The organism is Truepera radiovictrix DSM 17093 (assembly GCF_000092425.1).
GTDB classification, from domain to species: Bacteria; Deinococcota; Deinococci; order Deinococcales; family Trueperaceae; genus Truepera; species Truepera radiovictrix.
Genome location: NC_014221.1, coordinates 751,503 through 768,472, shown reverse-complemented (window position 1 = coordinate 768,472; position 16,970 = coordinate 751,503). Strand labels below are relative to the sequence as shown.

Genomic DNA, 16,970 nt, shown 5'->3' with positions numbered 1-16,970 from the left:
CCCTCCCAGGAGCCCCCATGACCCAAAGCCACCGCCCCCCTGCAGCCTCCCCCCTCAAAGTCGGCATCATCGGCGCGGGGGGCGTTTCGATCTTTCACTACCAGGGCTACACCGCCGCGGGCGCTAACATCGTCGCCATCGCCGACGCCGACCCCGTGGCGCTCGCGCGGCGGCAGCAGGAGTGGCACATCCCGCGGGGTTACGGCACCTACGAGGAGCTCCTCGCCGACCCCGACATCGAGGCCGTGTCGGTCTGCTTGCCCAACGCCCTGCACCACCCCGTCACGCTCGCGGCCGCACGCGCGGGCAAACACGTGCTCTGCGAGAAACCCATCTCGCTCTCGCTGGGCCACGCCGAGGAGATGATCCGCGTGTGCCGCGAAGCGGGGGTCGTGCTGCAGATCGGCCACCACTTGCGCAGCGACCCGGCGGCGCACCGCGCCAAAGAGCTGATCGAAGCCGGCGCGCTCGGCCGCCTCACCTTTATGCGGCTGCGCCAAGCGCACGACTGGGGGGGCGCCAAGAGCGTGCGCGACTCGTTCGGCAAGCTCGCCAACGCCGGGGGCGGGACGCTCTTGGATAACGGCTGCCACATGATGGACTTGGCGCGCTACTTCGGCGGCGACGTGCGGGAGCTCTACGCAAACACCGCCACGCTCGGCTTTGCCATCGAGGTCGAGGACACCTCGGTGGTGACGCTCACCTTCGCCTCGGGCGCGCTGGGCAGCGTCGAAAACGCCTGGACGGCGACCGGTTGGGAGAACGCCTTTTGGATCTACGGCACAGAGGGCGCGCTCGAGTACTCGAACCGCACGGGGGTGCTGACGCACCGCTTCCGCGCCTCGCAGGGTTCGGCGTGGCACGAACCCGACATCTCGCACACGACCTTCGGTGGCCTCGACGCGCACTCGGCGGCTCTGGTGGACTTCGTGGCGGCCGTTCGGGGCGAGCGCGAGGTGGTCTGCACCGGCCAAGACGGGCTTGAAGCGGTGCGGCTGGTCTTGGCCGCCTATGAGAGCGCGCGCTCGCGCCAACCCGTGACGCTCACCGCCCCTTCGCTGGCCTAAACCCGCCCCCCTCGGTTTGACAGGTCGAGGGGGGATTTACAGTGGTGGATAGTCCGAGGGGCTTTTGCATCCCGGTCCCTTAACCCGGGAATACAAGGATCCCTCAGGTGAGCGCAGCGAACGAGTCGACGACACTGCTGGCTAGTTCGCGCTACATATACACATGACTTTGGAGCGTGCTACGCGGCACTCGCGTCACAACCTTAATTACCACCTGGTATTCGTGCCGAAGTACCGCCGTAGCGTGCTCAAGGGTCCGGTGGCGCAGCGACTTGAAGAGCTTTTCGAGCACATCTGCAAAGAACGCGATTGGGTCATTCACGGTCTGGAAATCATGCCTGACCACGCCCATGTCTTCCTTTCCGCCCCGCCGAAGTGGTCGCCTTCCGACATCGCCAAGATCCTTAAAGGCGCGTCGGCCCGCTGGCTGCTCATGGACTACCCCGAACTCCGCGCCCGTGGGCATTTGTGGACGAGCGCGTTCTACGTCGGCTCTGCCGGGTCCGTCTCCGCTGATATCATCGGGCGCTACATCGCGGCGCAGAAGTCTAAGCAGGTAGACTAGATGCTCAAAGCCTTTAAATACCGCCTCTATCCGACTCAGGCGCAAGCCGAGCGCATGGATTGGACGTTGGCGCGGTGCTGCGAACTCTACAACGCCGCCCTTGAGGAGCGCCGTACCGCCTACCGGAAGCGTGGCGTCACGGTCAGCTATCACGCCCAGGCCGTGTCGCTGCCAGAGGTCAAGGAAGGGCGCCCCGAGTACAAGGACGTTCACAGCCAAGTGCTGCAAGACACCTTGCGCCGCCTGGACAAGGCGTTTGCAGCGTTCTTTCGTCGGGTTAAGCGAGGCGAAAAACCCGGGTACCCGCGCTTTAAGTCGGCGCGTCGCTTCGACTCCTTTTGCTATCCGCAGTACAAGGGCACCATCGGCGGTCATGTGTACCTCCCCAAGATCGGTAACGTCCGAGTTAAGCTGCACCGCCCTTTGGAGGGAGCGGTTAAGACACTCACGGTCAAGCGCGAGGTAGATGAGTGGTACGCGGTCATCGTCTGCGAAGTCGAGACTAGGCCGCAGGGGCCTACGGGCTCCGAAGTCGGTATAGACCTTGGGCTAAACCACTTCCTCATCACCTCAGATGGTGAGTTTGTAGACGCGCCCCGCTACTTCCGCAAGGCGCAGAAGAAGCTGAGAAGGGCACAGCGCAGCCTTGCGAGGAAGAAGCGGGGGGGCAATCGGGGCAATCGCCGCGCGAAACAGCGTGAGCGCGTTGCCAAGCTGCACCGCAAAGTCAAGAGGCAGCGCCTAGACTTCCACCACAAGACGGCGCGCAAACTCGTGCGCAAGCACGACTCAATCGCACACGAAGCGCTGAACGTCAAAGGGTTAGGGCGAACTCGCCTAGCCAAGTCGGTATATGACGCCGGATGGTCAACGTTCCTGGCAATACTCGCCTCTAAAGCGGAAGAAGCTGAGAAGCGAGTGGTTGCCGTTGACCCGAAATACACTTCGCAGACCTGCCCCGACTGTGGGCGCGTTGCCAAGAAGCTGCTCTCTGAACGCTGGCACTCGTGCGAGTGCGGGTGTGAGTTGCAGCGAGACGTAGCGGCGGCACGGGTCATCTTGGGGAGGACATTCCCATCAGGCGCCAACGCAGCGGTCAACGCATACGTTGCCTGAGAAGCTCTTGACTTTAGTCTGGGGAGCATGTCACAGTTCGCTCAAACAAAGCACACCGCCCCCGCACCCGCGCGGTAAGGTAGCGTTACATCATAGGTTTGCGTCATGACAGCCTACACGTTTTGTCCCTAAGTGGCCAGCGCGCTGCTAGGGGGCGTTTGCGAAAGAGGCGGTAAGCCATGGTGGCGTCTTCCCCGTACCCTCCCTTACGGACGCCGATAAGGTGCCCCAGCCAACGGCATCCTAACTCGTGGTGCCTACTGCGGGGTGAGCGGCGCGGGAGGCGCGCCCGATGAGCCCCCCGCCCGCTCTCAGCGCCCAGCACCTCACCCGCGACTTCGGCAGCGTCCGCGTCCTCGACGGGGTCTCGCTCGAGCTGCTGCCGGGGGAGGTGCACGCCGTCGTGGGCGAGAACGGCGCGGGCAAAAGCACCCTCATGAAGCTCTTGTCGGGTTACCTCAGCCCAACGGCGGGGACGATCCGTTTGGGCGGCGCCGAGGTGCGGTTTCGGCGCCCCCGCGACGCCGAGGCGCGCGGCGTGGTGCTCATCCACCAGGAGATCAACCTCGCCGACGACCTCACGGTCGAGGCGAACATCTTTTTAGGGGTTGAAAAGCACCGCGGGCCCTTTTTGCAGCGGCGCGAGATGCGCGCGCGGGCCGCTGAACTCTTGGCCGAGCTAAAGACCCCCGTCGACCCGCGCGCGCGCGTCGGGGCGCTGAGCGTCTCGCAAAAACAGATGGTCGAGATCGCCAAAGCGGTCTCGCGCGACGTGCGCGTGCTGCTGATGGACGAACCCACCGACGTGCTGACCGGCAAGGAGACGGCGGTGCTCTTCCGGCTGATCCGCCGCCTTAAAGCCCAGGGCGTTACGGTCGTCTACATCACGCATAAGCTCGCCGAGGTCGCCGAGATCGCCGACCGCGTCTCGGTGTTGCGCGACGGCAAGCTCGTCACCACGGCCCCCGCCGCAGCGCTCACCCAAGACGAGATGGCCAGCCTCATGGTCGGGCGCGAGCTGTCCGACATGTACCCCCCGAAGCGCCCGCCGGCGCGCGCCGAGGTCGTCTTCGCCGCCAAAGACGTCTCGGTTCCGGGGTGGGCGCGCGGGGTGACGTTCGAGCTCCGGCGCGGCGAGGTGCTCGGCTTTGCGGGCCTCGTCGGGGCGGGGCGCACGGAGCTCTTCGAGGGCATCTTGGGGCTGAGGCCGATGACGGGCACCCTGACGCGCAACGGCCGCCCGCTACGCATCCGCAGCCTGCGCGACGCCGTCGCGGCGCGCGTCGCTTACGTCAGCGAGGACCGCAAGGGCAAGGGGCTCCTGACCGAACTGCCGCTGCGCCCCAACCTGACGCTCTTGTCGCTTAAGCGTTACGCCCACCCCTTGCTCGACCCCAGACGCGAGCAAGAGGCGCTTACGAGGGCCGTGCGCACCTTTGACATCCGCGCCCCGAGCCTCTTTGTTAAAGCGGGCGCGCTCTCCGGCGGCAACCAGCAGAAGCTCGTGTTGGCCAAGGTCATGGAGACCGACCCGGAGATCTTGATCCTCGACGAACCGACGCGGGGGATCGACATCGGGACAAAGCGGCAGATCTACTTTTTCATCCAGCAGCTGCTGCAAGAGGGGCGCTCGTGCATCCTCATCTCGTCCGAGCTGCCCGAGCTCGTCGGCCTCGCGCACCGCGTCGTGGTGATGCGTTCGGGCGTCGTGACGGGCACCCTCGCTGGGGAAGCGGTGAACGAAAACGAGATCGTCCGCTACGCCACCGGCCTGAAGCGCGCCCCCGACGCGGCACCCCCCGACGCGGCGCCGCGAGACCGACCCTCCCCGAAAGGACGAGCCGCATGAGTGCACCCCTCCGCGCCGCGCCGCGCGCCCCCCGCTTCGACCTCCGCGCCTTGGGACCCCTTATCGGTCTCGTGGCGCTCTTTGTCGCGGGGGCGCTCATCAACCCCGTGTTCTTGTCGCCCACAAACCTCTTTAACGTCCTTACCCGAAGCGCTTTTATCGGGATCATCGCGGTCGGCGCGACCTTCGTCATCATCTCCGGCGGGCTCGACCTCTCGGTCGGTTCGATGGCGGCCTTTATCGCGGGGGTCATGATCATCGCCATGAATAGCGCCGTCGCGACCTTTGGCGCGGGGGTCGTGACGGTGCTTTTGGGGATCGGGGTCTCGCTGCTCTTGGGCCTTTTCGCGGGCCTCCTCAACGGGCTGATTATCACGCGGGGCAAGATCGCCGCCTTTATCGTCACCTTGGGAACGCTGGGGATCTTTCGCTCGCTCGTGACCTACCTGGCCGACGGCGGCACGCTGTCACTCGACTTCGGCGTGCGCGGGGTGTACGGCCCGGTCTACACGGGGTCGCTCTTGGGTGTCCCCTACCCCGTGTTGGTGTTTGCCGCCGTGGCCGTTTTGGGCAGCGTCCTCTTGCACCGCACCCGCTTCGGGCGCTACTGCTACGCCATCGGCTCGAACGAGCGGGTCGCGCGCTACTCGGCCATCGACGTCGACCGCGTGCAGACGTTGACCTACGTGCTCCAAGGGCTCTGCGTGTCGGTCGCGACCATTATCTACGTGCCGCGCCTCGGCTCCGCCTCGGCGAGCACGGGGGTGCTGTGGGAGCTCGAGGCGATCGCCGCGGTGATCATCGGCGGCACGGCGCTGCGCGGCGGCTCGGGGCACGTCTGGGGCACGGTGGTCGGTGCGGTGATGCTCTCGACCATCGGCAACGTCCTCAACTTGACCGGCTTTATCAGCGAGTACCTCAACGGCGCCGTGCAGGGCCTCATCATCATCGCGGCGGTGCTGCTGCAGCGGAGCCGAGGCGATGAGCGCTAGCGCTCGCCGGTGCCCCGAGCTGTTAGCGCCGCGCGCTCTGCGGGGGTGCACCATGTAAATGGTAAGTGCGCCACGTCTCAGCACGCCGGACGCCGTTTATCCGCTCCCTACCCCTGCCTCGAGGCACGAAAGGTGTATGCTATGAAACACGCCACGCACAAGCGCCGCCTCGCCCTCCTCGGTTTGCTCCTCGCACTGCCTTTAGCGGGCGCGCAGGACGAACCGGAACGCGTCACCATCGGCGTCTCCATCCCCGCCGCCACCCACGGTTGGACGGGCGGCGTCAACTACTGGGCCGAGCAGGCCGCTCGGCGCCTGCAGGAGACCTACCCCAACCTCACCTTCGTCATCAACACCGCCGCCGACCCCAGCGAACAGGCCAACGACCTGCAGGACCTTTTGGCCATCCACCAGATCGACGCGCTCGTGGTGCTCCCGTTTGAGTCCGACCCGCTCACCCAACCGGTCGCCCAAGTGAAAGAGCAGGGGGTCTTTATCACGGTCGTCGACCGCGGGCTCGCCGATCCCAGCATTCAAGACCTCTACGTCGCGGGGGACAACGAGGCGTTCGGGCGCGTCGCCGGGGAGTACTTCGTCGAGAACCTGGAGCCGGGCGACAACATCGTCATCCTGCGCGGCCTGCCGGTGGTCATCGACACCCAGCGCGTCGACGCCTTTAACGCGGCCCTGGAGGGCTCGGGGATCAACGTCCTCGACGCTCGGCACGGCAACTGGAACCGCGACACCGCCTTCGAGGTGATGCAGGACTTTTTAACCCGCTTCCCCGACATCGACGCCGTCTGGGCCTCTGACGACGACATGTTAGAGGGGGTGCTCGCCGCCGTAGAGCAAGCCGGGCGCGCCGAGCAGATCAAGTTTATCGTGGGCGGCGCGGGTAAAAAGGAGGTCATCCAGCGCGTGATGGAGGGTGACGAGCTCGTCCCCGTCAACGTCACCTATCCCCCGTCGATGATCGCCACGGCGATGGAGGTGACCGCTCTCAATTACGTCGGCGGCGGCGTCCCCATCGTCGGCGAGTACCTGCTGACCTCTGAGCTCGTCACCCAGGAGAACGCCGAGCAGTTCTACTTCCCCGACTCGCCGTTTTAGCGCGTGCGTTAAGGTGAGGGCGGCCCCAAACGGTCGCCCTCTCTTTGCGGGTAGCATCACGCGCACGGCACCGCCCCGCACCCACGTTCCGACGTGATGCCCGCAGTTACCGCTCGCGGCGCTGCTTTTGGGGGACTAAGGAGGTTTTATGCCACGACCCGTTACGCTCTTTACCGGTCAATGGGCCGACCTGCCGCTCGCCGAACTCGCCCCCTTAGCTGCACGGATGGGCTACGACGGCCTCGAGCTCGCCTGTTGGGGCGACCACTTCGACGTGCAGCGGGCCCTCGAGGACGAGGCGTACTGCCAGGGCCGCCACGACCTCTTGGCTGAGCACGGCCTCACGTGCTACGCCATCAGCAACCACCTCGTCGGCCAAGCGGTCTGCGACCCCATCGACGAGCGCCACAGGGCCATCGTGCCGCCGCACGTCTGGGGCGACGGCGACCCCGAGGGGGTGCGTCGGCGCGCCGCCGAGGAGATGAAAGCCACCGCCCGCGCCGCCGCCAAGCTGGGCGTCGGGGTCGTCAACGGCTTTACGGGTTCGCCCATCTGGGGCGCGCTCTACGCCTTTCCGCCGACCACCCAAGCCTACTGGCAGCGCGGCTTCGACGACTTCGCCGAGCGCTGGGGCCCTATCTTGGACGTCTTCGACGAGGTCGGGGTGAATTTCGGGCTCGAGGTTCACCCCACCGAGATCGCCTTCGACCTCGCCTCGGCCGAGCGGGCTTTGGAGGCGGTCGGACGGCACCCGCGCTTCGGCTTCAACTACGACCCCTCGCATCTGGGCTACCAGGGGGTAGACTACGTCAGGTTTATCTACGCCTTCGGCGAGCGCATCTTTCACGCCCACATGAAAGACGCCTGGTGGGGTCGCGGCACCGGTGAGGTGGGCGTCTTCGGCGGCCACACCGACTTCGGCGACCGGCGCCGCTACTGGGACTTTCGCAGCGTCGGGCGCGGCGACATCGACTTCGAGGGCGTGATCGTGGCGCTTAACGACGTGGGCTACGCGGGCCCCTTGAGCGTCGAGTGGGAGGACTCGCGTATGGACCGCGTCCACGGCGCGACCGAGTCGGCGGCGTTTGTGAAAAAGCTCGACTTCGCCCCGGCGGCGGGCGCCTTCGACGCGGCTTTCGGGCGCGACGCGTAAGACGGGTGCGCGCGCCTTACTGGGAGGATCGTCGTCGCGCACCCCGGGGGTGGGAGGCGCTGCCGGGCAGCGGGTGCGTCCTCGCGACCCGCTTCAACGCTGAGCTGCGCGACGCGCAAGAGACGGAGGACGTGTTGTGAAAAAACTCAAGATGGGGATGGTCGGCGGCGGCAAGGACGCCTTTATCGGGGCGGTGCACCGGATGGCGGCCGCTCTAGACGGGCAGATCGACTTCGTCGCCGGCGCGCTCTCCTCGACGCCGGAAAAAGCCAAGGCCTCGGGGCTCGAGCTGGGCCTCACCGAGCGCCGCGCCTACGGCAGCTGGGAGGCGATGTTAGAGGGCGAGCTCGCGCTCCCCGAAGACGAGCGCATCGACTTCGTCACCATCGTCACCCCCAACCACATGCACTTCCCGGTCGCGCACGCTTTTGCCGAAGCGGGCTTTCACGTGGTCTGCGACAAGCCGTTGGTGCACACGAGCGAGCAGGCAGATCGGCTCATCGAGGTCGTCGAGCGAACCGGCGTCGTCTTCGCCGTGACCTACAACTACTCGGGCTACCCGATGGTCAAAGAGGCGCGGCACCTCGTGCAGTCTGGAGCGCTCGGGGCGGTGCGCAAGGTGATCGTCGAGTACAACCAGGGTTGGCTCGCGTCGGAGGTTTCTAACAAACAGGCCGACTGGCGCACCGACCCGGCTCGGAGCGGGGTCGCGGGCGCGATCGGCGACATCGGTTCGCACGCCGAGCAGCTCGTGCACTACGTCACGGGGCTTGAACTCACCCATATCTGCGCCGACCTCACGACCTTCGTCCCCGGCCGGCGCCTAGACGACGACGGCAACCTCCTGCTGCGCTTCGAGGGGGGGGCCAAGGGGGTGTTGATCGCCTCGCAGATCTCGGCGGGGGAGGAGAACGGGCTCCGGTTGCGGGTCTACGGGGAGAAGGGGGGGCTCGAGTGGCACCAGGAGACGCCGATGGCGCTGTTTGTCAAACCGAACGGCGAACCCATGCAGGTGCGCCGACCCGGCAACCCCTACCTTTCGGAAGGGGCTCAGCGCGCCGCGCGCCTCCCAGCGGGGCACCCCGAAGCCTTTGTGGAGGCGTTCGCCAACGTCTACCGGGGTGCGGCGGCGGCGATGCGCGCGCGCCAGACCGGGCAGGCGCCCGCTAACGGCGCGCTCGACTTCCCGACCGTCTACGACGGCGCCCGCGGGGTGCACTTCATCGAGAAGACGGTCGAGAGCGCCCGCAGCGACGCGAAGTGGACGCCCGCACGGTGGACGAAACCTTGACGGGGGAGCGTGCGGGTTCGGCGTAGGTAGGCTGCCACCGCGGCGGGGTATGGGGGCGTGGTGGGCGCCGCGCGGTAGCCCTAGGGGAGCCACCACGGGGGTCGTCTCGGGAAGGGCGTGCGGCGGACGTCCGTTGCCGTGAGAGCGTGGTCGTCAGACGACCTGGCCTTCATTCCTGGGGGGCGGTCTGCTCATCCCTCTCTGCCACCCCATCCTTGTTGCCACGCGCTCCCCTCGGCGTTGACCCCGTCGCTCAGGTGCCAGCGCACATCACAGTAAAAGCGCAGTAAAAGCGCGTCAGACGCCCCCCGCCGCGCGGACGCCTCTACCGCGAGAGCGTGTTGGGCAGCACGATCAGGGGCGCTTTGGTGGTCCCGATCACCCCGCGCTCGCGCGCCCAGATCACCGCCTCCGCGCGGCCCTGCACGCCGATCTTGGCGTAGAGGTTGGCGACGTAGTTACGCACGGTGTTTTTGGACAACCCAAGGGCGAGCGCGATCTCCTCGTTTTTCTGCCCCTCGGCGATGAGCTCGAGCACCTGCCGCTCGCGCGCCGTCAGGTCGCCGAGCGTCGCCCCGGGCGCCTCCGCCGTCGCCCCGCGGCGCGCCCGCAACAGCCGCTCGACCACCGAACGGCCGAACCAGGTGGCGTCTTGCATCACCGCGTCGATGGCGGCCAGAAGCTCCGCTTCGGTCTGTTTGCGCAGGGTGATGTCGTGGAACATGCTCAGCAGCCCCGGTTTGCCCTCTAGGGTGATCGCTTCGGCGAAGACCAACGTGTCGAGCACCGCACCCGACTTCGTGCGCAGCTTGCGCTCGAGCTGCCGGCCCGCCCCCTCGGGCGGGTCCTCCCAGAGCCGCAGCGCGCGCAGGGGTTTGCCGAGCACCTCGGCGGCGTGGTACTCGGTGAGCTCCTCGAAAGCGGCGTTGACGTCGACCAAAACGCCCTCGACGCTGAGCGTCGCCGCGACCGGCGCGAGCTTGAAGGCTTTGGCGAAGCGCTCTTCGGAGTGCCGCAGCTCGAGCTGCGCCTTTTCCCAACGCTCGAGGTCGATAAACGAGAAGAGCATGCAGGGCTCGCCCATGACCTCCAAGGGTTGCCCCGCGACGATCACCAGCTTGTCGCCCCCCTTGGTCGGCAGCCGCGCCTCCATCTGCGGCACCGTCCTCTGTTCGCGAAAGCGCCTAAGCGCCTCCTCGCGGTCCTTAACCCCCGCGAGGAGGTCGAGCTCGTAGACCGAACGGCCGACGACCTCGTCGTGACGGTACCCCGTCATCTCCAAAAACCCCTGGTTGACCTTGATAAAGCGCAGGTCGCGGTAGCGGCTGATCACGGCGGGCGCGGGGTTGGCGGCGAAGGTGCGCTCGAAGCGCTTTTCCGCCTCGGCCTCGTCGGTAATGTCGTTGAAAATGAGCGCGCAGCCCCCCTCGGAGAGGGTCAGGCTGCGGGCCTCGAGCACCCACTGCGGCTCCTCGCCCGAGCGCCCTAGCTGCAGCGTCTCCCCCGAGAGGTGCTCGCCGCGCCCCGCGCGGACCGCGGGGTGCGCCGCGGCGGGCTGCTCCGCCCCGCCGACGTAGACCGGAAAGCGCCGCGCGTAGGTCTCGGCGTCCCCCCCGAGCGCGCTCAGCTCCCTGACGCCGTGCAGCGCGAGCGCCGCACCGTTGGCGTAGACCAGAGCGCCCTCCACCGAAAACACCAATACCGCGTCGTGGAGCGCCCCCACGACCGCGTAGAGGTCGCTCTGAGCGGGTTCGGCGGTCATCGCGTCGCCCGCCTAGGGCCCCGTAACGTGCTCTTTACACCCACGCTCTTCATGACCACCCATCATACCGAGTGCGCCCTAGGGGCGCCACGCGCGAATGTCTGCCATCCGACCCAGAGCCTCAAAATTTAAGGTATACTGGCCGGTATCGAGGAGGCTTTATGTCCCAAGTAGACCCGCAACCCGACCCTCAGCGCACCGCCCTCGACCCCGCACGGCGGCGGAGCCTGGAGAGCACGCTGTCGCAGATCGAGAAGCAGTTCGGCAAGGGCGCCATCATGCGCCTCGGCGACGACCGCTCGCTACTCGACCAGGGCGTTATCCCCACCGGCTCGATGTCCGTCGACCTCGCCCTGGGCGTCGGCGGCGTCCCCAGAGGCCGCATCATCGAGATCTACGGCCCCGAGTCCGGCGGCAAAACCACCCTCTCCTTGCACGTCATCGCCGAAGCCCAGCGCCTCGGCGGCGTCGCCGCCTTTGTCGACGCCGAGCACGCGCTCGACCCCACCTACGCTAAAGCCCTGGGCGTCGACACCGACGAACTCCTCGTCTCCCAACCCGACACCGGCGAGCAAGCTCTAGAGATCACCGAGCTCCTGGTCCGCTCCGGCGCGGTCGACGTGGTGGTGGTCGACTCGGTCGCCGCTTTGGTCCCCAGAGCCGAGATCGAGGGCGAGATGGGCGACGCCCACGTCGGTCTGCAAGCCCGGCTCATGAGCCAAGCCCTGCGCAAGCTCACCGGCGCGCTCGCCAAAAGCCGCACCACCGCCATTTTCATCAACCAGATCCGCGAAAAGATCGGCGTCATGTACGGCAACCCCGAGACCACCCCGGGGGGGCGGGCGCTCAAGTTCTACGCCTCGGTCCGTTTGGAGGTCCGCCGCAAGGGCGACGTCAAGTCGGGCGCCGACAAGGTCGGCAACCAGGTGCGGGTCAAGGTGACCAAGAACAAGGTGGCCCCGCCCTTTAAAGAAGCCGAGGTCGAGATCCTCTTCGGCAAAGGCATCGACAAGCTCGGCGACCTCATCACCATCGCCACCGACTTAGACCTCATCCAAAAGTCCGGCTCCTTTTACAAGTACGACGGCGTTACCATCGGTCAGGGCAAGGAAAAAGCCGCTAGCTACCTCCTCGACAACCCCCACCTCATCGACGCCTTGCGCCAACGCGTCGTCGCCGCCGTCCGGGGGGGGGCGGCGACGCCCAGCCTCGCGGACGCGGAGCCGAGCGCCGCGCAGTAGCGCCGTGACGGACGCCGACCTCAAAGAGGTGCTGACCTACGCCCTCGGCGGGTCGGCACCCGAACGCTTTTTGGATCACCTCATCGCGCACCGCGACGCTTGGGACGGCGAGTTCTGGCAGCGGCTCGAGGCGTTTGCCTACGAGCTGCGCCCCGAGCTCGCGGTCTGGGAGCTCGAGGTGAGCGCGTGCGGGCAGCTCCGCGAGCGGCGCGTCCCCCTCCTGTCGCGCGAAAACCGGCGCTAAGCCGCTAGGGCGCGCTCGAGCTCGGCTTTACTCATCTTGCTGCGGCCGCGCACGCCGCGCCGCCGCGCCTCCTCGTAAAGGGCTTTTTTCGAGGGGCCCGCCCCCGCTTTCCGCTTCGCCTCTTTGGCCGCCAGGGTGTTCGCAACGTACTGCTCCCCCCGCCGGTCGCCCGCCGCTTTCGTGCGTTCGGCCTCGCGCTTTTCCTCCTCGCTTAGAAGCTCCCAGGCGCGCTGCGGCAAGTAGCGCTTGGTCGGGCCGCCCTCTTGCCGCGCGGTCGCGCCCCCGTCTTGCGTGGTCCAGTTCTCGTCCGTCCAGCGCTCGAGCGACTTTGCCGCTGCACCCTTGCCGCCCCTGTAACCGCCACCCTGCTTTTCGTACTCGTGAACGAGCAGCTGGCTTTTGCGCGCCGACCAGGTGCCGGGTTTGCCGCCTTTGTCGGAGGCGCGAAGCTCCTCTTTGAGGCGCCGCCGCAGCTCGGGGTCGGTGTAGCGCTCGTCGTAGTCGTCGGACGTTTTGGAGGTAGAGGCCATACGCGACGCTAGCAGCCGCCGCGCGGGGCGTCTGCGGGGTGAGCGACGGTTCTAGCCGTCGGTCACCAGTTCGCCTGGCGCGACCGCATCCTCGGTGGGGTCATCGCCCCCTTCGAGCTGCGCCCCCAAGCTCGGCAGCGACACCGTAAAGGTCGTCCCCACCCCCACCTCCGAGGCCACCGCGATGCGGCCGCCGTGCTGCTGCACGATCTGCTGGGCGACGCTGAGCCCTACCCCCACCCCACCCTGTTTGCGGCGGGTGTAGAAGCGCTCGAAGAGGTGCGGCAGCTCCTCGGGGGGGACGCCGGGGCCGCGGTCGGCGACCGTCAACACGACCTCGTCGGCGCCCGCGGTGAGCTCCAGCGTCACCCCTTCGGCGCCGGCCGCCTGCACGGCGTTGCGCACGAGGTTGCGGGTGAGCTGCGCGAGCCTTTCGGGGCTGCCCGCGACCTCGGCGGCGGGGAGCGCGCCGAGCGCGACCCCCGGGTACTCGCGCGCGATGCGCCGCACCACGGCGCTGAGGTCGAGCACCTGCAGGTCGAGCGGCCGCTCGAGCTCGCCGCGCGAAAGCGTCAGGAGGTCTTTGGAGGTGTAGAGCAGCTCTTTGGCCGCGCCGCGCGCCGCCTCGAGCTGCGGGTCTTGGGGGTGCGCGGCGACGAGCGACTCGAGGTGCCCCGCGACGAGCGTGAGCGGCGCCGCGAGCTCGTGGGCGATTTCGGCCAAGGACGCCCGCTCGGCCTGCTGCCGCTTGCGGATGCCGCGGAGCGCGCGGTTAAGCGCTTGGGCCACGTTGGCGACCTCGTCGTGAGGGCCGCGGTAGGGGATGGGGGCGGGTGAAGCGGGGTCGACGCGCCGCGCCGCCGCCGCGAGGCGCGCGAGCGGCGCGAGCGCGCGGTTAAGCAGGGCGAGGTTGAGCACCGTCGCGACCAGGGCGATCACCGCGCCGCTCACCAACAAGCTGCGCAGGAGGTTGCGCCGCGAGGCCACCGCGTCGGTGATGTCGAGCGCGAGGCGGATGGTACCCGCTTCCTGCGCCCCCAGAATCCAGGGGGTCGAAGCGGCGAGGTAGATGCGCTCGTCGCGCACGACCGTTACCGGCCAGTCGGCCGCGGGGAGCGCCTCCCCCCCGCCCAGCACGACCTGGTTCTCGGGGCCGACGAACTGCAGGGTAAACGCGCCGCGGTCCTCGACGAGGCGGGCGCCGACGGCGGAGAAGCCCTGCCCCACGAGGAGCTGCACCCGCTCGAGGTCGCGCAAGAGCAGCTCGCTGAGCTGCGCCTGCTGCTGCTGCACGAAGAGCACGTAGGCGAGCGTACCCGACAAAAAGAGGCCCAGCAGCAGCGCCAGCGTGACCAAGAGGCTGAGGCGCGCGCGCAGTGTCATAGCGCCTAATCTACCGGCTTCGGCGGCGGGTGAGATGAGCCGGTCGTGACGTGGCGTGAGGTGTGAGGCGCCAACAGCCCACGAAACACCCCCAGGGGGTGCCCGGACGTAGACTAAAGGGGTGGGCAAGGGGCGCTACACCGTACGCGAGGGGATCGTGCTGCGCCGCTCGGAGCTGCCGAGCGGGGACGTGGTGGTCACCTTGCTGAGCGAGACGGGCAAGTGGCGCGCGGTCGCGCGCAAGGGCAAGCTCGTCGGCGGCAACCTGGGTAAGCTGAGCCTCTTTCACGACGTCACGGTGCAGCAGTACGGCCGCAATGGAGGCTCGGACGAGCTTGCCCTCATTACCCAGGTGCAGCTTAACGGCGCCCTGCCCCGCCTCAGCGACCCCGCGATCTACCCCTACGCGCACGTGCTCGCCGAACTCACCGACAAGCTCGCGGTCGAGGTGCAGCTCGAGGGGCAGCTCTATCACCTCTTCGCGGGCGCGCTGCGCGGCCTCTCCCGCCACCCCGACCCGGAGGCGGTCGCGCTCGTGATGGGGTGGCGGCTCCTGGCACAGGGGGGGCTCGCCCCGCGGCTCGCGCGCTGCGCCCGCTGCGGCGGCCCCTTGGAGGGCTCCGGGGAGGGGCGCTTCGACGTCGCCGCCGGTGGGCTCAGCTGCGCGGCGTGCGCGAGCGGCTTTCGCGTAGCGGCGCCCGTGGTGGATGACCTTATCGCGCTACACCGCCAGAGCGTCCGCGAGGTGTTAGCGCGCCCGCTCGAGCCGCGCCGCGCGCACTGGACGCTCCTGCTGCGCTACCTCACCTTTCACGTCGGTGAGCTGAAAAGCCTCAGCGGCCTGGCCACCCAGGGGCCAGAGCCCACGCCGCCGCCGCAGGCGGCGGCACCGTAAACCGGCGCGATGATCGGCGCTACGCTCCTCGCGCTCGCCGCCGGCTACCTCCTCGGCGGCCTGCCGAGTGCGGCGCTGCTCGCGCGGCTTAGGGGGGCCGACATCTTCGCGGTGGGGTCGACCAACATGGGGGCGATGAACGCCGCGCGGCACCTCGGGTGGGGTCTCGGCGCCGTCGTGTTGGCGCTCGACCTCGCCAAGGGGGCGCTCGCGAGCGCCCTCGGCGCCGCGTGGTCGCCCCCAGGCGCCCTCCCCGTACCCGCCGCTGCCGCGAGCGTCGGGGCGGTCGTCGGGCACCTCTGGTCGGTCTGGGTGGGGTTTCGCGGCGGCAAAGGGCTCGCCACCACGCTGGGGACCGCCCTGCCGCTCTACCCGCTGGGGGGGCTTTGCAGCTTTGGGGTGCTCATGCTGCTCACCCTTCTCTGGCGCGCGCGGCCCGGCGGCGTGGACCGCGCGGTCTTCGTCACGGCGGCCCTCTACCCCGCGCTCGTCTACCTCTCGCTGCGCGGCGCCCCTACGCCGGTCGCGCTCACGTTCGCGCTGAGCGCTGCTCTCATCGCCCTCGCCGTCGCGCTCAAACACCTCCTCGCCGCACGTACACCGCGCCCCTAAGGCTAGCCCGGAAGCCCACACGTGGCTCAGCCAGGATTTAGGCGGGCGGACGCCAGTCCTCGGGGCGCGGCCCCAGGCCCAGACGCCACGCCACCGCCCGCGCGACGCGCTCGCCCGCGCGACCGTCGCCGTAGGGGTTGGGGCGGCCGCGCATCGCCGAGCGCGCCGCCTCGTCACCCAGGAGCGTCCGGAGCGTTACGAGCACCCGTTCGGGGTCGTTGCCGGCGAGTGTGATGGCGCCGACCTCTACCCCTTCGGGCCGCTCGGTCACGTTGCGCAGCACCACCACGGGGACGCCCAGGGTCACGCCGCCCTCTTGCACCCCGCCGGAATCGGTGATGATCAGTTCGGCGGCGTTCATCAGGGCGAGCATCGCGGGGTAGTCGTAGGGCGGCTCGAGCCGCACGTTGGGCACCGCGGCCAAAGGCGGCCACACCGCCTCGCGCACCGCCGGGTTGAGGTGTACGGGGTAGACGAAGGTCAGCTGGGGGTGCTCGCGGGCGACGCGCGCGAGCACCTCGGCAAGCGGGCGCATCACCGGCAGGTTCTCGCGGCGGTGCATCGTCACGGCGACCTTGGGGCCCGGCGGCAGGTGTGCGGGCAGCGCCGCTCGGGGGAGCACCGAGAGCACCGCGTCGACCTCGGTGTTGCCGGTGACCACTATCGTCGCGTCCGTCTTCCCCTCGCGCAAGAGGTTGTCGCGCGCGCGCGGCGTGGGGGGGAGCTCGAGCGCGCTCAGGGTGTCGGTCAGGCGGCGGTTGGCCTCCTCGGGGAAGGGCTCGCGGAGGTTAAACGAGCGCAGCCCCGCCTCGACGTGCCCGACCGGGAGCCCTTCGTAAAAGGCGGCGAGCGCGACCGCAAAGGTCGTCAGGGTGTCGCCGTGGACGAGGACGAAGTCGGGGCGGAGCGCGCGCAGCGCCGCCGCCGCCGCCGGCACCGTGCGCCCCAACAGCTCGGGGAGGGTCTGCTGCGGTTGCATGACCCCGAGGTCGCGCTCGGGGGTGATGCCAAACAGCCGGAGCGCCGCGTCGAGCTGCTCGCGGTGCTGCCCCGACACGAGCACCACGGGCTCGAGCCCCGCCGCCGCGCGCAGCGCGTGCACCACGGGCGCCATCTTGATCGCTTCGGGGCGCGTCCCGAAAGCGACGCACACCCTGGCC

Annotated in this window: 16 protein-coding genes; 12 read left to right on the top strand and 4 right to left on the bottom strand. The window is 68.5% G+C overall.

Annotation, left to right across the window (positions count from 1 at the left end; all coding sequences use genetic code 11):
• The first annotated feature begins 17 nt into the window (after positions 1–17).
• From TRAD_RS03505 to TRAD_RS03470, 8 genes are all read left to right on the top strand, one after another.
• The gene (locus TRAD_RS03505; protein ID WP_013177207.1) at positions 18–1,067 is read left to right on the top strand and encodes a Gfo/Idh/MocA family protein; all 1,050 of its coding nucleotides are present in this window, start codon (positions 18–20) and stop codon (positions 1,065–1,067) included.
• A gap of 163 nt (positions 1,068–1,230) precedes the next feature.
• Positions 1,231–1,632, top strand: coding sequence for an IS200/IS605 family transposase (tnpA, locus tag TRAD_RS03500; RefSeq protein ID WP_013177206.1), 402 nt, complete (start codon positions 1,231–1,233; stop codon positions 1,630–1,632).
• Complete coding sequence (locus TRAD_RS03495; protein ID WP_013177205.1) at positions 1,633–2,748, top strand: RNA-guided endonuclease InsQ/TnpB family protein; 1,116 nt, start codon at positions 1,633–1,635, stop codon at positions 2,746–2,748.
• A gap of 292 nt (positions 2,749–3,040) precedes the next feature.
• Positions 3,041–4,597 carry a sugar ABC transporter ATP-binding protein gene (locus TRAD_RS03490; RefSeq protein ID WP_013177204.1) on the top strand — a complete coding sequence of 519 codons (1,557 nt, stop codon included), beginning with the start codon at positions 3,041–3,043 and terminating at the stop codon, positions 4,595–4,597.
• Positions 4,594–5,589, top strand: coding sequence for an ABC transporter permease (locus tag TRAD_RS03485; protein WP_013177203.1), 996 nt, complete (start codon positions 4,594–4,596; stop codon positions 5,587–5,589). Before TRAD_RS03490 ends, TRAD_RS03485 begins: the two co-directional genes overlap by 4 nt.
• A 141-nt stretch (positions 5,590–5,730) precedes the next feature.
• On the top strand, positions 5,731–6,699 hold the full coding sequence (locus tag TRAD_RS03480; protein ID WP_013177202.1) for a substrate-binding domain-containing protein: 969 nt from the start codon (positions 5,731–5,733) through the stop codon (positions 6,697–6,699).
• A gap of 148 nt (positions 6,700–6,847) precedes the next feature.
• Complete coding sequence (locus TRAD_RS03475) at positions 6,848–7,852, top strand: sugar phosphate isomerase/epimerase family protein (protein ID WP_013177201.1); 1,005 nt, start codon at positions 6,848–6,850, stop codon at positions 7,850–7,852.
• Positions 7,853–7,988: 136 nt separating this feature from the next.
• On the top strand, positions 7,989–9,143 hold the full coding sequence (locus TRAD_RS03470; RefSeq protein ID WP_013177200.1) for a Gfo/Idh/MocA family protein: 1,155 nt from the start codon (positions 7,989–7,991) through the stop codon (positions 9,141–9,143).
• A gap of 325 nt (positions 9,144–9,468) precedes the next feature.
• Here TRAD_RS03470 and TRAD_RS03465 read toward each other — a convergent pair whose 3' ends face one another.
• On the bottom strand, positions 9,469–10,905 hold the full coding sequence (locus tag TRAD_RS03465) for a PAS domain S-box protein (protein WP_013177199.1): 1,437 nt from the start codon (positions 10,903–10,905) through the stop codon (positions 9,469–9,471).
• Positions 10,906–11,066: 161 nt separating this feature from the next.
• Here TRAD_RS03465 and recA point away from each other — a divergent pair, with 161 nt between their 5' ends.
• Together recA and TRAD_RS03455 are read left to right on the top strand one after the other, a co-directional pair.
• On the top strand, positions 11,067–12,146 hold the full coding sequence (recA, locus tag TRAD_RS03460) for a recombinase RecA (RefSeq protein ID WP_013177198.1): 1,080 nt from the start codon (positions 11,067–11,069) through the stop codon (positions 12,144–12,146).
• A gap of 4 nt (positions 12,147–12,150) precedes the next feature.
• Positions 12,151–12,390, top strand: coding sequence for a hypothetical protein (locus TRAD_RS03455; protein ID WP_013177197.1), 240 nt, complete (start codon positions 12,151–12,153; stop codon positions 12,388–12,390).
• On the opposite strand, the gene TRAD_RS03450 is transcribed toward TRAD_RS03455, so the two are convergent.
• A complete protein-coding gene (locus TRAD_RS03450) occupies positions 12,387–12,920 on the bottom strand; it encodes a DUF5872 domain-containing protein (protein WP_013177196.1) in 534 nt (177 codons plus the stop codon). The genes TRAD_RS03455 and TRAD_RS03450 overlap by 4 nt on opposite strands.
• 51 nt (positions 12,921–12,971) lie before the next feature.
• On the bottom strand, positions 12,972–14,303 hold the full coding sequence (locus TRAD_RS03445; RefSeq protein WP_013177195.1) for a sensor histidine kinase: 1,332 nt from the start codon (positions 14,301–14,303) through the stop codon (positions 12,972–12,974).
• 121 nt (positions 14,304–14,424) lie between these two features.
• Between TRAD_RS03445 and recO the strand changes: the two genes are divergently transcribed.
• Both recO and TRAD_RS15035 read left to right on the top strand, forming a co-directional pair.
• On the top strand, positions 14,425–15,198 hold the full coding sequence (recO, locus tag TRAD_RS03440) for a DNA repair protein RecO (protein WP_013177194.1): 774 nt from the start codon (positions 14,425–14,427) through the stop codon (positions 15,196–15,198).
• Between the two features lie 9 nt (positions 15,199–15,207).
• Entirely contained in the window at positions 15,208–15,810 is a 603-nt protein-coding gene (locus TRAD_RS15035; RefSeq protein WP_013177193.1) for a glycerol-3-phosphate acyltransferase, read from the top strand.
• A 37-nt stretch (positions 15,811–15,847) separates the two neighbouring features.
• On the opposite strand, the gene wecB is transcribed toward TRAD_RS15035, so the two are convergent.
• The gene (gene wecB / locus TRAD_RS03430; protein ID WP_013177192.1) at positions 15,848–16,963 is read right to left on the bottom strand and encodes a non-hydrolyzing UDP-N-acetylglucosamine 2-epimerase; all 1,116 of its coding nucleotides are present in this window, start codon (positions 16,961–16,963) and stop codon (positions 15,848–15,850) included.
• Positions 16,964–16,970: the final 7 nt, after the last annotated feature.